General features: G+C 28.2%; 14 protein-coding genes. 12 read left to right on the forward strand and 2 right to left on the reverse strand.

Going from position 1 to position 15,673, the window contains the following annotated elements; genetic code table 11:
- The first annotated feature begins 40 nt into the window (after positions 1 to 40).
- Together uvrB and uvrA are read left to right on the forward strand one after the other, a co-directional pair.
- Positions 41 to 2,017: an excinuclease ABC subunit UvrB gene (gene uvrB / locus ACAG39_01520; GenBank protein MEZ0535907.1), complete on the forward strand. Its 1,977-nt coding sequence runs from the start codon at positions 41 to 43 to the stop codon at positions 2,015 to 2,017.
- Between the two features lie 27 nt (positions 2,018 to 2,044).
- Positions 2,045 to 4,870, forward strand: a complete 2,826-nt coding sequence (uvrA, locus tag ACAG39_01525; GenBank protein ID MEZ0535908.1) for an excinuclease ABC subunit UvrA — start codon at positions 2,045 to 2,047, stop codon at positions 4,868 to 4,870.
- Between the two features lie 120 nt (positions 4,871 to 4,990).
- Here the strand turns inward: uvrA and ACAG39_01530 are convergent, their stop codons facing one another.
- Positions 4,991 to 6,157 (reverse strand): NAD(P)/FAD-dependent oxidoreductase, encoded by a 1,167-nt coding sequence (locus ACAG39_01530; GenBank protein MEZ0535909.1) that lies wholly within the window; start codon positions 6,155 to 6,157, stop codon positions 4,991 to 4,993.
- Between the two features lie 18 nt (positions 6,158 to 6,175).
- On the reverse strand, positions 6,176 to 7,399 hold the full coding sequence (locus tag ACAG39_01535) for an FprA family A-type flavoprotein (protein ID MEZ0535910.1): 1,224 nt from the start codon (positions 7,397 to 7,399) through the stop codon (positions 6,176 to 6,178).
- Positions 7,400 to 7,533: 134 nt separating this feature from the next.
- On the opposite strand from ACAG39_01535, the gene ACAG39_01540 reads away from it, so the two are divergent.
- The 10 genes from ACAG39_01540 (at position 7,534) to atpG (ending at position 15,657) form a co-directional block, all read left to right on the forward strand.
- Positions 7,534 to 8,124, forward strand: a complete 591-nt coding sequence (locus tag ACAG39_01540; protein MEZ0535911.1) for a hypothetical protein — start codon at positions 7,534 to 7,536, stop codon at positions 8,122 to 8,124.
- 122 nt (positions 8,125 to 8,246) lie between these two features.
- Positions 8,247 to 9,200: an AEC family transporter gene (locus ACAG39_01545; GenBank protein ID MEZ0535912.1), complete on the forward strand. Its 954-nt coding sequence runs from the start codon at positions 8,247 to 8,249 to the stop codon at positions 9,198 to 9,200.
- Between the two features lie 15 nt (positions 9,201 to 9,215).
- A complete protein-coding gene (guaA, locus tag ACAG39_01550; protein MEZ0535913.1) occupies positions 9,216 to 10,748 on the forward strand; it encodes a glutamine-hydrolyzing GMP synthase in 1,533 nt (510 codons plus the stop codon).
- An 83-nt stretch (positions 10,749 to 10,831) separates the two neighbouring features.
- On the forward strand, positions 10,832 to 11,179 hold the full coding sequence (locus tag ACAG39_01555) for a hypothetical protein (GenBank protein ID MEZ0535914.1): 348 nt from the start codon (positions 10,832 to 10,834) through the stop codon (positions 11,177 to 11,179).
- 6 nt (positions 11,180 to 11,185) lie between these two features.
- On the forward strand, positions 11,186 to 11,875 hold the full coding sequence (locus ACAG39_01560) for a F0F1 ATP synthase subunit A (protein MEZ0535915.1): 690 nt from the start codon (positions 11,186 to 11,188) through the stop codon (positions 11,873 to 11,875).
- Positions 11,876 to 11,893: 18 nt separating this feature from the next.
- Positions 11,894 to 12,106 (forward strand): ATP synthase F0 subunit C, encoded by a 213-nt coding sequence (gene atpE / locus ACAG39_01565; GenBank protein ID MEZ0535916.1) that lies wholly within the window; start codon positions 11,894 to 11,896, stop codon positions 12,104 to 12,106.
- A gap of 98 nt (positions 12,107 to 12,204) precedes the next feature.
- Entirely contained in the window at positions 12,205 to 12,699 is a 495-nt protein-coding gene (gene atpF, locus ACAG39_01570; GenBank protein ID MEZ0535917.1) for a F0F1 ATP synthase subunit B, read from the forward strand.
- Complete coding sequence (gene atpH, locus ACAG39_01575; GenBank protein MEZ0535918.1) at positions 12,699 to 13,235, forward strand: ATP synthase F1 subunit delta; 537 nt, start codon at positions 12,699 to 12,701, stop codon at positions 13,233 to 13,235. The genes atpF and atpH overlap by 1 nt, the downstream gene beginning before the upstream one ends.
- Before the next feature lie 12 nt (positions 13,236 to 13,247).
- Complete coding sequence (gene atpA / locus ACAG39_01580) at positions 13,248 to 14,768, forward strand: F0F1 ATP synthase subunit alpha (GenBank protein ID MEZ0535919.1); 1,521 nt, start codon at positions 13,248 to 13,250, stop codon at positions 14,766 to 14,768.
- A gap of 16 nt (positions 14,769 to 14,784) precedes the next feature.
- Entirely contained in the window at positions 14,785 to 15,657 is an 873-nt protein-coding gene (gene atpG, locus ACAG39_01585) for an ATP synthase F1 subunit gamma (GenBank protein ID MEZ0535920.1), read from the forward strand.
- Positions 15,658 to 15,673: the final 16 nt, after the last annotated feature.

Below are 15,673 nucleotides of genomic sequence, written 5' to 3' on the forward strand. Positions count from 1 at the left end.
TATGTATTTAGTTAATATAAAATATAATTGGTGATTTATTATGAATAAATTTCAAGTAATATCAGATTTCAAACCTTCAGGTGATCAGCCTAAGGCTATAAACGAATTAACTGAAAGTATTTTAAAAGGTAATAGATATCAAACATTATTAGGTGTTACGGGTTCAGGTAAAACTTATACAATGGCTAAGGTAATAGAAAATGTTCAAAAACCAACTTTGGTTCTTGCTCATAACAAAACTTTAGCAGCACAATTATGTAGTGAGTTTAGGGAGTTCTTCCCAAACAATGCTGTTGAGTATTTTGTTAGTTATTATGATTATTATCAGCCTGAAGCGTATTTACCTGAAACTGACACATATATTGAAAAGGATTCATCTATTAATGATGAAATTGATAAATTAAGACATTCTGCAACATCAGCCTTATTTGAACGAAATGATGTAATTATAGTAGCAAGTGTATCTTGTATATATAGTTTGGGAAGTCCAGATGATTATAAAAATTTAACTGTTTCTTTAAGACCTGGGATGGTTAAAGATAGAGATGAAGTTATTAAAGAATTAATAAGAATGCAATATATTAGAAATGATATTGATTTTAGACGAGGAACTTTTCGTGTTAGAGGAGATGTACTTGAAATTTTTCCTGCTTCATATTCTGATAAAGCGATAAGAGTGGAATTTTGGGGAGATGAAATAGAAAGGATTACCGAATTTAACGTAATAACTGGAGAAATAATCGGAAGACTTATCCATGCTGCAATATTCCCTGCTTCTCATTATGTAACAACAAGAGATAAAATGAATTTAGCTATTAAGAGTATTGAAGAGGAGTTGAAAGAAAGAGTTGATCAGTTTACTAAACAGGGAAAATTGTTAGAAGCTCAAAGGTTATTACAGAGAACAAGATATGACATTGAAATGCTTCAAGAAGCTGGTTTTTGTAAAGGTATTGAAAATTATTCAAGGCATCTTACCGGTCGACCTCCAGGTTCTGCACCTTACACTTTAATAGACTATTTTCCAAAAGATTTTTTATTGTTTGTCGATGAATCCCATGTTACTATACCGCAAGTAAGAGGAATGTATAATGGAGATAAAGCAAGAAAAGATATCTTAATAGAATATGGATTTAGATTGCCATCTGCATATGATAATAGGCCATTAACATTTGAAGAGTTTGAAAATAAATTAAACCAAGTAGTATTTGTTAGTGCAACTCCTGCTAATTATGAAATATCAAAATCAAGTGTTATTGTGGAGCAAATAATAAGACCGACTGGATTAGTAGATCCTGAACTTGAAGTCAGACCAACTGAAAAACAAGTTGATTTTTTAATAGACCAAATAAAAAAGTGTGTTGAAAAAAATCAACGGGTTTTAATTACCACATTAACTAAGAAAATGGCCGAAAACTTAACTGATTATTTAAAAAATGTTGGCATTAAGGTAAGATATCTTCATTCTGATATTGATACAATTGAAAGAATGCAAATAATTAGAGATTTAAGACTTGGAAAGTTTGATGTGCTGGTAGGAATAAATTTATTAAGGGAAGGATTAGATTTACCTGAAGTGTCATTAGTTGCAATCTTAGATGCTGACAAGCAAGGTTTTCTACGTTCTGAAACATCTCTTATACAAACAATTGGTAGAGCAGCTAGAAATGTCGATGGAAAGGTTATTATGTTTGCTGATAATATTACAACAGCTATGCAAAAAGCTATTGATGAAACAAATAGGAGAAGAAGGATTCAAATTGAATATAATATTCAAAATAATATTATTCCAAAGACTATTACAAAAGGAATTAGACAAATAATTGAAGCAACACTTGTAGCTGAAGATGAAATACCATTTGAGGTAAAAGGAATTGAGAAAAATCTTACAAAAGACCAGATTTTAGAAATGATAAAGGATTTAGAAAAACAGATGAAGCAATATGCTATTGAATTAGAATTTGAAAAAGCAGCAAATATTAGAGATAAAATATTTGAATTAAAAAAACAAATATAGATTGATTTTTTCGGAGGAAGGTTATTAATGTCAAAAGACTTTATTTTTATAAAAGGTGCAAAAGAGCATAATTTAAAAAATATAGATTTAAAATTACCAAGAGATAAAATGATTGTTTTTACTGGGCTTTCTGGTTCAGGTAAATCATCATTGGCATTTGATACAATTTATGCAGAAGGTCAAAGAAGATATATTGAATCACTATCTTCATATGCAAGGCAATTTTTAGGAATGATGGAGAAACCTGATGTAGAATATATTGAAGGGCTTTCTCCTGCAATTTCTATTGACCAAAAAACAACATCAAAAAATCCACGTTCAACTGTAGGTACAGTTACAGAAATATATGATTACTTAAGGTTATTATTTGCAAGAATTGGTAAACCTCATTGTTATAAATGTGGAAAACCAATATCTCAACAAACCATTGACCAAATAGTTGATGAAATACTCAAATTAAGTGAAGGTACAAAAATACAAGTATTAGCACCAATTGTTAGAGGAAGAAAAGGTGAGTACTCAAAACAATTTGAGGACCTTAAAAAAAGCGGTTTTGTAAGAGTTAGAGTTGATAATAATATATATGAATTGGAAGATGAAATAAAACTTGATAAAAATAAAAAGCACAATATAGAGATTGTGATTGATAGAATAATTGTAAAACCTCAAATTGAATCTAGATTGACTGGTTCAATAGAAACAGCTATAAATTTATCAGGTGGTATTGTAATAATAAATGTTAATAATGAAAAAGATATGATTTTTTCACAAAATTTTGCATGTATTGATTGTGGAATTTCTATTGAAGAAATTAGTCCTAGATTATTTTCATTTAATACTCCGTATGGTGCTTGTCCAAAATGTACTGGATTAGGTGTTTTAAAAAAGATAAATCCAGATTTATTAATACCAGACAAAAGTTTACCAATAAATCAAGTTAACGTATGTGGTTGGAACTTTGCTGATCCAAATTCTATTGCTGGCTTTATATTGCAAGCATTATCAAAAGAGTATAATTTTTCAATTGATACTCCAATAAATCAATTACCTAAAAAAGTATTAGATATATTTTTTTATGGCACAAATGAAAAATTAAATATTGTAACTCCGCGTGGTTCATATACCTCAAGTTTTGAAGGAATTATTAACAATCTTGAAAGAAGGTATAGGGAAACTCAATCAGAATATGTGAAACAAGAGATTGAAGAATTAATGAGTTCAGTTGACTGTCCAGAATGTAATGGTAAAAGACTAAAAAAAGAGGCATTATCTATATTGATTGATGGAAAATCAATTGCTGATATTACTGATATGAATATATTAGAAATCCAGAATTTTATAACTAATATTAAACTAACCAATAGAGATCAGATAATTGCCAAACCAATTATGAAGGAGATATTTTCAAGACTTAATTTTTTAATTGATGTAGGCTTGGATTATTTAACATTATCACGTTCAGCAGGAACATTATCAGGCGGTGAAGCTCAAAGAATTAGACTTGCAACACAGATAGGGTCTGGTTTGGTTGGTGTTTTATATATTCTTGATGAACCTAGCATAGGACTTCATCAAAGAGATAATGTTAAACTTATCAAAACTTTAAAACACTTAAAAGACCTCGGAAATACTTTAATAGTTGTTGAACATGATGAAGAAACTATAAAAAATGCTGATTATATAGTTGATATAGGACCTGGAGCAGGAGAACATGGTGGCAAAGTAGTAGCTGCAGGATCTTTAGAAGATATTCTATCATGTGAGGAATCATTAACTGGTCAATATCTGTCTGGCAAAAGGAAAATTGAAATTCCAAATGAAAGAAGACGTATTAGTGGTAAATGGATTGAAATAATCGGAGCAAAAGAAAATAATCTAAAAAATATAAATGTTAAAATACCAGTAGGTCTCTTTACATGTATTACTGGTGTATCTGGTTCAGGAAAAAGCTCATTAATAAATGAAATTCTTTATAAGACAGCTTCTTCAGTATTAAATAAATCAAATTTAGTACCAGGTAAATGTGATAAGATATTAGGATTTGAATATTTTGATAAAGTGATAAATATTGATCAGTCTCCAATTGGGAGAACACCTCGTTCTAATCCTGCAACGTATACTGGTGTCTTTGATCTTATTAGAGATGTATTTTCTCAAACTACCGAAGCGAAAATGCGAGGATATAAAGCCGGGAGATTTAGCTTTAATTTAAAAGGCGGAAGATGTGAAGCATGTAACGGTGATGGGATTGTAAAAATTGAAATGCATTTTCTGCCAGATGTTTATGTCCCTTGTGAAGTTTGTAAAGGAAAAAGATATAATAGAGAAACACTTGAAGTTAAATATAAAAATAAAAATATTTCTGAAGTATTAGAAATGACTGTTGAAGATGCACTTGATTTTTTTGAAAATATACCAAGAATAAAATCGAAACTTCAAACTTTATACGACGTTGGATTAGGCTATATAAAGCTTGGACAACCTTCTACAACTTTATCTGGTGGTGAAGCTCAAAGAATTAAATTATCAACAGAACTATCAAGAAAAAGTACAGGGAAAACATTGTATATTCTTGATGAGCCAACAACTGGACTTCATATGGCTGATATAGATAGATTGATTGGTGTTCTTCAAAGGCTAGTAGATATGGGTAATACTGTTGTCGTAATAGAACATAATCTTGACGTAATTAAGGTTGCAGATTATATTATTGATCTTGGACCAGAAGGAGGAGATAGAGGCGGAGAGGTTATAGCCTTTGGTTCTCCCGAAGAGATTGCAAATAATCCAATATCATATACCGGATTATTTTTAAAAGAGATACTTGAAAATAATACGCTTTTAAAAAGATAAAAAAAGCTGTCTATGAACAAAATTTTAGAGTTTTATTTACAATGTTTAGGTAAAATTCAATAAGTAAACTAATATAAAAGGGGCTATCCAACCATCTGGATAGTCCCTTTTATAATTGTTTTATAATGGGTTTCCATCAATAATTTCATTGTTTTTGTATTTACTTAAAAGAATAGATGAAAGTTTCATATCATTTAGAATAACAAATGATTGTATTTTTTTATCTTTAATTATTACTTTTTTATATATCTTTTTACTTTCATCAATATATTCAAATATATTAGCATCAGTTATATCATTAACGTCTCCAATTGAAACAACAGGAATATTAAATACATTAAGAAAATATGGATAACTTTGAGCCATATAAATTTTTGCATAACCTAATAAGTTATTAGCTGCTAATTTTCCTGTTTCAACTGCAAAATTCCAAGTACCTGGATTTGGTGAATTAAAGTTTGCAACATCTCCGCAAGCATATATATTACTAATGTTTGTTCTTGCAAAATTGTCAATTATAATACCATATTTATTCATATTTATATCATTTATAAAATCAATATTTGGTTTTACACCAACAGTTATTATTATAATGTCTGTATCTATAATATCTCCATTTTCTAATCTTAGCTGTAATCTGTTATTAGTATAATTTATTTTATCTACTTTTGAATCAAAATAAAGTTTAATACCTTTTGAAGAAAGAATATTTGCTAATAATTTTGATGCATTTTCGTCTAATTGCTTTGGTAGTATCCTTGAAGATATTTCAATTATTTTGACATTATAATTTGTAGCCAATTCATGAGAAATCTCAAGTCCTAATAAACCGGAACCAATTATTACTACATTTTTTACATCTTTAAGTATATTTTTCAATTGAATCAAATTTCTATAATTTCTTAGATAAAAAATTCTGTCAGCTATTTTTTGATCGGTAATATTGTATATTTCAAGCGGATTTGCACCACTGCATATTACCAAATTTTTATACTTAAATTTTATTTCATTGCAAAATACAGCATTTTCTTCTTTCTCAATCTTGGTTACTTTCATATTTAGTAAAATATCTATATTATTTGTTTTAAACCAATCTTTATTATGAATAAAAAACTTCTCATCAATATCTTTGTTTATAAGTGATGGTAACTTTGTTCTATAATATGGTAATATATCCTCATCACTAATTATTAAAATTGAAACATCTTTATTTAATCTTCGTAATTCTTCGGCACAAGAAACTGATGAGGCACCCCCACCAATCAATATTACGTCGTATTCTTTCATTTCAACACCAGCTTCACATTATTTTATATTTAGCTTTTCTGCAACAGTTACAGAGAAATTAAAACCAAAATCATATGCTTTCTTCAGTTCATCTGTGTTAGGTTTAAAATTAACCTTAAGTCCTGGTTCAAATAACTTAAATCTTAATTGTTTCAACCTATTCTCTATATTGCCAACAGCTTCACCACTCCAACCATAAGATCCAAATGCTGCAGCATGCTTTCCAGAATGAACTATCGGATTAAGCCTTATTAATATTTCATAAATTGGAAGCAGTGCATCTGCATTTATAGTTGGAGATCCAAAAAGTATTCCTTCTGCTTTGTAAACTTTATTAATAATCTCATTTATATTATTTTCTATTACATTGTAAACAAAAACATCAAAAATACCATGACTTTTAATTCCTTTTTCAATCTCTTTTGCAATCATTTCTGTATATCCATAAGCTGAAACATAAGCAATAACAATATAAGGTTTTTCAGGCTTATTAATTAGATCTTCTGACCAATTTTTGTATAAGTTTATTAACATGTCCTTTTCTTTTTTCAAAATTGGCCCATGTCCTGTAGCAATAATTTCAATATCAAGATCCTTAATTTTATCAATAGCTTGTAAAACATAGTTCTTAAATGGTGACATAATTACATCATAATAATACTTATATGCATCCAAAAATCCTTCTCTATCTTTTTCAAGCACTGATTTATCATCTATCCAATTTGAACTATAGTGACATCCAAAGGAATCACAAGTAAATAATATTTTATCTTCAATGGCATAGCTATATATTGAATCTGGCCAATGCAAAAAAGGAGCTGAAATAAATTTTACTGTTTTATTGCCTAAATCAATAATATCATTTTCCTTTACTATTTCTGAATCAAACTCTTTATTAGATATTTTTTTCAAAAATTTAATAGCAGCACTACTACCAAATATTTTGAGGTCTGGATTTATGTCAAGCAATTTTTCTATAGAGCCTGAGTGATCTGGTTCTGTGTGATTTACAATTAGATAATCTATCTTAACAGGATCAATAATTTGTTTTACATTATCTAAAAATTGATCAAAAAACTTATTTTTAACTGTTTCTACTAATGCAATCTTTTCACTACCAAGAATAAGATAAGAGTTATAAGATGTACCATATTTAGTATGCATTATAATATCAAAAATCCGCAGATTTGGATCTTGCACTCCAACCATATAAATATTATCTTTTAGTTTTATGTAGCTCATAATAACCCCTCCAATTTTATTATTAATAATCAAAATTATAATACCCAAATAAAAATATATATAAACATTTTGTGATAATCAATTATTAAATTTAATATATTTTAGTAGAAAATATTTTAAGCGAGGGAGCTAATTTGTTAAGTAAAGTTTCAAATAGGTTTCTTGCAGTAACAATACTTGCAATATTTGTTATAGCACTTGTTGGAATTATTACTAACAAAAGCTTAAAAACAAATCAAGTATCAAAAGATACAACAAATACACTTACACAAGAAGTAGTTAATCAAGATACAGAACAAGGATACCTTCAAATACTTGTAGTAGATAGCAAAACAAATAACCCTATCGAAGGTGTAGATGTAGTTTTATCAAATAAACAAGAACTATTAAGAACTGGTAAAGATGGTAAAACTGGAGTTGTAACATTTAGTATAGCAAAAGATAGTAATAATATTTCAACTCAACCATTTACAGAAGTTACAATAGGTGCATTTAAACAAGGATATGCTGACTATGTATTATTTAATGCAAAAGTCAAACCATCAACAGAAGCAAATCCTCAGCTAAAGATAATTAGACTTGTAAAAACATCAACCCCGACAACACAGCCTGTCTTTGCAATGGAAAAATACTCTTCTGAAATGGCGAAAGAGATGTTGAATAAAATGAAAGAAAAACTTACAAATACTTCTGAGCAAATTGAGGAAATTGATATTAGTGAATAATTTGATGACTGTTGGCAAATTTTTTTGCTAACAGTCTTTTTTATATTGTAATTTATTAATAGTTTTATATATAATATATAAATATATATTCTCAAAAATAAATTAAAAGGGTGACATCATAATTGAAAACAGAAATTTTTATACTTTTAAAGAATATTATTTATTTATTTTTTGTTATATTTATTGGGTACATTACATATAAGAAAAAAATCATTGATGAAAATGTTAAAGATTCAATAAGCACATTAATTGTAAAAATTACTGCCCCAATATTACTCTTTACAACAATTTCTAATACAAAATTTTCAATAAATATACTTCATGACGTAATAATATTAATTATCTCAGCTTTTTTTATTATTTCGTTTCTGATTTTAATGGGATATGTTTCAGCAAAAATATTTAAGCTTGAAGGAAAAACTAAGTATAGCCATATTTTCTGTTCATCATTTGGAAATACAGGATTTTTAGCATATCCATTATTATTAGCTCTATATGGTGAAAAAGGTATTTTCTATGCTGCATCATATAATATAATGCATGATTTTCTATCATGGTCTTTAGGCGTAAGATTAATGAATAAGCATAATGGACATAATAATGGAAGTGGTTTTCTAAATCCTAACTCAATATCAATATTATTAGGTTTTTTAGTATTTTTAATAAAAGGACTTTTTAATTTAAATGACAATATAGTGATTAAGTTTATATATGATGCTTTTAACCCATTAGGAAAAACAACTATTTACTTATCTATGCTATTTATTGGATGTTTATTAGCAGATGTTTCATTCAATAAAGCATTTAAAACGTATTCAATTTACAGTATTATTCTAATAAAAATGATATTACTTCCCATTTCTATAATGTTTTTTTTATCATTATTTGATATAAATAGATTTACAAAGTTAATAATGGTAATGCAAACTGCTATGCCAACTGCTACAATAAGTTCTGTTTTGGCGTATAGATATAATTCTGACAGTGAATATGCTGTCAAATCAATTATGCTTACAACCTCAATAGCGTTAATTACTTTACCTTCAATTCTTTATATTTTCGAACTACTTTATTAGAAAGGAATGATATCATTGAATAATGAAATTATTATTATTCTTGATTTTGGTGGCCAATACGATCAATTAATTGCAAGGAGAGTAAGAGAAGCAAATGTTTATTGCGAAATTCTTCCTTACAACTCATCAATAGAAAAGATAAAAGGTAAGTCACCAAAAGGAATTATTTTTACTGGTGGACCATCAAGTGTGTTTAGTGAAAATGCTCCTACAATATCAAATGAAATATTTGAATTAGGAATACCAATACTTGGTATTTGTTATGGTAATCAATTAATTGCCCATTTATTAGGCGGAAAGGTTTCTAAAGCTTTATTTAGAGAATATGGAAAAACAAAAATTAAATATAATACACAATCAAAACTTTTAAGTGGATTAAACGAAAATTCAATTTGTTGGATGAGTCATACAGACTTTATTGAAGAATTACCAAATGGATTTTCTTCTATTGCTTCAACTGAAAACTGCCCAATAGCTGCTATTGAAAATACTGAAAAAAATATTTATGGTGTTCAATTTCATCCAGAGGTAGTTCATACCGAGAATGGTTCTTTAATAATTAAAAATTTCTTATACAATATATGTGAATGTAAAGGATTATGGCAAACTCAATCTTTCATAAAAGATAAAATTGAAGAAATTAAAAATGTAATAGATGGTAAAAAAGCTATATGTGCCTTATCAGGTGGCGTTGATTCATCAGTTGCTGCTGTTTTAGTAAGTAAAGCAATTGGAAAGAATTTATATTGTATTTTTGTTGATCATGGTTTATTAAGGAAAAATGAAGCTGATGAAGTAATGGAAACATTTAGTCGTTTTGATATGAATCTAATAAAAGTTGATGCAAAGGATAGATTTTTACAAGCTCTAAAAGGAGTCACAGATCCAGAGAAAAAAAGAAAAATAATAGGTGAAGAATTTATTAGAGTTTTTGAGGAAGAAGCTAAAAAATTAGGTAATATTGATATTCTAATACAGGGAACAATTTACCCTGATGTTGTTGAAAGTGGCATTGGTGATGCAGCAATAATAAAAAGTCATCATAATGTTGGTGGACTTCCAGAAAGAATGAAATTTGATAAAATAATCGAACCACTAAGAGAATTATTTAAAGATGAAGTAAGAAAAGTAGGAACTGAGCTAGGTATACCAGATAATATTATAAATAGGCAACCTTTTCCTGGTCCAGGCCTTGCTATTAGAATAATAGGTGATATTACAGAGCAAAAACTTGAAATATTGAGAGAAGCAGACTATATTTTTAGAAAAGGAATAAAACTATCCGGCTTAGAAAATGATATATGGCAATACTTTGCCGTTTTAACAAACCTAAAAAGTGTTGGTGTAATGGGTGATGAAAGAACATATGACTATACTATTGCTTTGAGAGCTGTAACTAGTATTGATGGTATGACTGCTGATTGGGCTAAAATACCTTTTGATGTTCTTGAAAATATTTCAAATGAGATTGTAAATAATGTGAAGTATGTTAATAGAGTTGTATATGATATTACAACAAAACCGCCAGCAACAATTGAGTGGGAATAAAAAATTTTAAAATAAGATATTGAATTTTTTAAAATTTGGGTGTAATCTATTAATAACTTAAATATAAATTATGGAAATGCGAAATGAGAAAGACGGTAACATTATTATTAACTTTATCAATTTTAATATCCATTTTTGTTTTTTTTGCTTTTGGATTAATAAAATTTATTGGTTATTTAATTGCTATTTTATTGCTTGATTTAATATTTATTACACTAATTATATTAATAAAAGACATATTAAAAACAAATATTAAGTCTGCAATAATATTTATCGTTATTCATATAAATGTTATTGCAATGCTTATTATTATTTCAATTATTTTTTCAAAGATATCAAAATTATTATTAGATGGGTTTTTTTTAGCTTTATTTACTTATCCAATATTTTTACTTATATCACTCTTTTCAAAGAGAAACGAAAGGGTGTGATTGTTGTTGCATGAGTCAACAGATTTTCTAAGTAAGGTTATATTTACTATACCAATAGGTAGAGGACTTAAAGTATATGGTGCAGTAATAGAGATGTGGGGTGTTATGGCATTTTTAATATTATTAGCAGTAATCCTATCATCCAACTTACAACTAATTCCTAAAGGTAAGCAGGTAATTGGTGAACTTATTGTTGATTCTTTTAACAGAATAACAAAGGAATTTGTTGGACACTATTGGAGAATATTTGCACCATATTTAGGAACACTATTTTTATTTTTATTAGGAATGAATTTGCTTGGTCTATTTGGGTTAAAACCACCTACAAGCAAATTAGAAGTTACAGCTTGTTTTGGTTTAATGTCTATAACAGTATTATTGCTATCATCAATTATACTAAAAGGACCTATTGGATGGTTTAAATGGTTATTTCAGCCAATATTTATTATGTTTCCATTTAAAGTATTGGACTATTTAACACGAACATTATCATTATCAGCACGACTATTTGGTAATATTCTTGCTGGAGTTATTATAATGGAATTAATCTATGATAAGTTACTTCATTCAAAAATAATTCCAGTTGTAATTCCAGCAGCTGCATCAATATATTTTGATATATTTGATGGCGTATTACAAGCTTTAGTATTTACTTTTTTATCCTTAATATATTTACATGAAGCATTAGAAGATTAAAATTTGGAGGTGTTTATAATGAATGGAATAGGTGCTGGTATAGCAATGTTAGCAGGTTTAGGTGCCGGAATAGGTATAGGAATAGCAACAGGTAAAGCTTCAGAAGCAGTTGGTAGACAACCAGAATCATTTGGTAGAATATTAGTTATTTTTGGTTTTGGTGCTGCTTTAGCAGAAGCTGTTGCTATTTATGCTCTTATAATTGCATTCCAATTAGTTGGCAAAGCTTAATAAATATGTATTATATTTTAATGTCATTACGCTCTCCAAATATTTTTGGAGAGCGTAAAATCTATTTTAAAGATTTTTAACATGGAGGTGTTTTTTCCATGAATTTTGATATAGAATTTTTTAAAAGCACTGTTTTTTGGTCTATAATAAATTTTATTATTTTACTTATAGTTTTTAAATTTTTATTATTTAATAGAATAACACAGTTTATGGATAAACGTACTGATATGGTACAAGAACAACTCGAGTTTGCATCTAAATCCAAAGAAGAAGCTATTGAGCTTAAAGAACAAAGTCAAAAAATTTTAAATGATTCTTATACCAAAGCAAATGAAATTATAGAAAAAGCAACACAAGAAGCCCAAAAACAAGCTTCATTAATAATCGAACAAGCAAAGTTAGATGCTCAAAAAATAATTGAAACAACTAAAAAAGAGCTTGAAGTTGAAAAGAAGAGACAAATAAATGAATTAAAGAATCAATTTGTTTCAATAGCACTTTCTGCTGCATCTAAAGTAATCGAAAAGAATTTATCAACCGAAGAAAACAGAAAAATGGTTGAGGATATTTTTGATGAGGCAGGGGTTGCATAATGATAGCTGCTAAAAGATACGCTGAAGGATTAATTGAACTTGCCAAGGAGACAAACAAATTAGATATTTTTATGAATGATATGAATTTAATTAGTATAGTGTGTAAAGATAAACAATTTCTTAACGCTTATATTTCACCAAATATAAAAAAAGAAGAGAAAAAAAATATCATTGATAGGTTATTTAAAAACAAGATTGATAGATATTCACTCAATTTATTATATATTCTAATTGACAAAAAAAGGGAAATATTATTACCCTTTATTCCTTATTATTACAAGATATTATATGATAAAATTAATGGTTTTGTTGATGTTGTGATATCTACACCTATTGATTTAAATAATACTATTTTGGAAAAAATATCAAAATGGTTAAAGAAAAATTACAACATAGAAAAACCACGATTTGAGATTAAGATAGATAAGAAACTTATTGGAGGAATTAAACTTTACTTTAATAATATTGAGGTTGATGCATCTATTTTCGGAACTTTAGAAAATATTAAAAAACAACTAATCCAAAAAGTTATTTAGGGGTGATAAAAAGTGCTTGATGTTACAATAAAACCTGATGAAATTGCTTCCATTTTAAAGGAACAAATTAAAAATTATGAAAAGAAAATTGAAACAAGTGATGTCGGAATTGTCATAATGTCAGGTGATGGTATAGCACGTATACATGGACTTGACAACTGTATGTCGGGAGAATTACTTGAATTTCCAAATAATATATATGGTATGGCATTAAATCTTGAAGAAGATAATATAGGATGTGTTATATTAGGTAACGAAAGAGAAATAAAAGAAGGTACAATAGTTAAAAGAACAGGTAGACTTGTTCAAGTTCCAGTTGGTGAAGCACTTTTAGGAAGAGTAGTTAATGCATTAGGACAACCAATTGACGGTTTAGGTACAATTGATTCAAGTAAATTTAGAGAAGTTGAAAGGATTGCCCCTGGTGTAATTGAAAGAGAACCCGTTAAAACACCATTACAAACAGGTATAATGGCAATAGATGCAATGATTCCTATAGGTAGAGGACAAAGAGAGTTAATTATCGGTGATAGACAGACTGGTAAAACAGCTATTGCAATAGATACTATAATTAATCAAAAAGACCAAGGTGTATATTGTATTTATGTTGCAATAGGTCAAAAGGCATCAACAATTGCTAAAATAGTTGAAACACTTAGGGAAAAAGGTGCTTTGGACTATACTGTTATTGTTTCTGCAACAGCAAGTGATTCCGCACCACTTCAATTTTTGGCACCATACGCTGGTTGTGCAATTGGAGAGGAATTCATGGAATCAGGTAAAGATGCATTAATAATTTATGATGATTTATCAAAACATGCAGTAGCATACAGAACAATGTCTCTTTTACTTAGAAGACCACCTGGAAGGGAAGCTTACCCTGGTGATGTTTTTTATCTGCATTCAAGACTATTAGAAAGAGCTGCTAAGTTAAGTAAAGAAAAGGGTGGCGGGTCATTAACTGCTTTACCAATAATTGAAACTCAAGCTGGAGATGTTTCTGCATATATACCTACCAATGTTATTTCAATAACAGATGGACAGATTTATCTTGAAAGTGAATTATTTTATTCAGGTATTAGACCAGCCATTAATGCAGGTATTTCCGTATCAAGAGTTGGTGGAAATGCCCAAATAAAAGCAATGAAAAAAGTTGCTGGAAGATTAAGACTCGATTTGGCTCAGTTTAGGGAATTAGAAGCATTTGCTCAATTTGGTTCTGAGCTTGATAAAGCAACAAGAGAAAGACTTGCACAAGGGCAAAGAATAGTTGAAACACTAAAGCAACCTCAATACAAAACTTTACCTGTTTGGTATCAGATAGTAATATTGTATTCAGTTAATAATGGATATCTTTCTGATATTGAACTTGAAAAGGTAAGAGAATTTAACGATGGATTAGTTTCATTTATTCAGAATAATTATTCACAAATCTATGAATCTATTATACAAACTAAAGATTTAATACCTGAAACTGAAGAATTGTTGAAAACTGCTATTAATGAATATAAATTGCGATTTAAAAGAAGTTAAATGAAGGTGAATATATATGGCCAATAAAACTCGTTGGATAAAATCAAGAATTAAAAGTATTATTGAAACTAAAAAAATTACTCGTGCTATGTATTTGATTTCTGCATCAAAAATGAAGAGAGCAAGAGAACGTTTAGAAAATACAAGACCTTATTTTCAAAAAATAAATGAATTAATGAAAGATATTGTTATTCATGGAGAACAAGTTAATCATATTATATTTACTGGTCATGAAAAAGCAAAGGATCGTATTGGAATTTTAGTAATTAGTGGTGACAAAGGTCTATGTGGCGGATATAATGCAAATATCATTAGAGCCACGTTAAGCTTTGCAAATAAATTTCAAAATAAAGAAATTGTTATTTTTCCAATTGGTAATGTTGGTCGCAACTTCTTTAAAAGGAAGGGCTTCAATGTTTATGAAAACTTTAATTTTATTATACAAGAACCTACAATAAAGCGTGCAAAAGATATATCTTTTCTTATACTCAGAAATTTTTATAATGGTGAATTTTCTGAAATTTATATTGTTTATACTAAATTAATTACTGCAATAAAACAAGAAGTTACCATTTCAAAACTACTACCTCTGGATATAAATGAATTTATTGACAAGAATATAAAAAAAGATGAGAAAATAATATATCATCCTTCAGCAGAAGAAACTTTAAATGTAATTATTTTTGAATATTTCAAAGGTAATCTTTTTGGTTCAATGGTTGAATCATATACAAGTGAATTAGCATCAAGAATGACTGCAATGGATAATGCAACAAAAAGTGCTGATGAAATGATAAGCAAACTCACACTTAAACTAAATAGAGAAAGACAAGCTGTTATAACTCAAGAAATTTCTGAAATTATTGGTGGTGCTGCAGCTTTAAAATAATTCTTTAAAGGAGTGT

Source organism: Caldicellulosiruptoraceae bacterium PP1, from assembly GCA_041320695.1.
In the GTDB taxonomy this organism is placed as follows: domain Bacteria; phylum Bacillota; class Thermoanaerobacteria; order Caldicellulosiruptorales; family Caldicellulosiruptoraceae; genus JBGGOQ01.

Excerpts from the sequence above, each read along its gene's own strand:
- uvrB (MEZ0535907.1), top strand. The coding sequence starts at position 41 with ATGAATAAATTTCAAGTAATATCAGATTTCAAACCTTCAGGTGATCAG.
- uvrA (MEZ0535908.1), top strand. The coding sequence starts at position 2,045 with ATGTCAAAAGACTTTATTTTTATAAAAGGTGCAAAAGAGCATAATTTA.
- ACAG39_01530 (MEZ0535909.1), bottom strand. The coding sequence starts at position 6,157 with ATGAAAGAATACGACGTAATATTGATTGGTGGGGGTGCCTCATCAGTT.
- ACAG39_01535 (MEZ0535910.1), bottom strand. The coding sequence starts at position 7,399 with ATGAGCTACATAAAACTAAAAGATAATATTTATATGGTTGGAGTGCAA.
- ACAG39_01555 (MEZ0535914.1), top strand. The coding sequence starts at position 10,832 with ATGAGAAAGACGGTAACATTATTATTAACTTTATCAATTTTAATATCC.
- atpE (MEZ0535916.1), top strand. The coding sequence starts at position 11,894 with ATGAATGGAATAGGTGCTGGTATAGCAATGTTAGCAGGTTTAGGTGCC.
- atpF (MEZ0535917.1), top strand. The coding sequence starts at position 12,205 with ATGAATTTTGATATAGAATTTTTTAAAAGCACTGTTTTTTGGTCTATA.
- atpH (MEZ0535918.1), top strand. The coding sequence starts at position 12,699 with ATGATAGCTGCTAAAAGATACGCTGAAGGATTAATTGAACTTGCCAAG.
- atpG (MEZ0535920.1), top strand. The coding sequence starts at position 14,785 with ATGGCCAATAAAACTCGTTGGATAAAATCAAGAATTAAAAGTATTATT.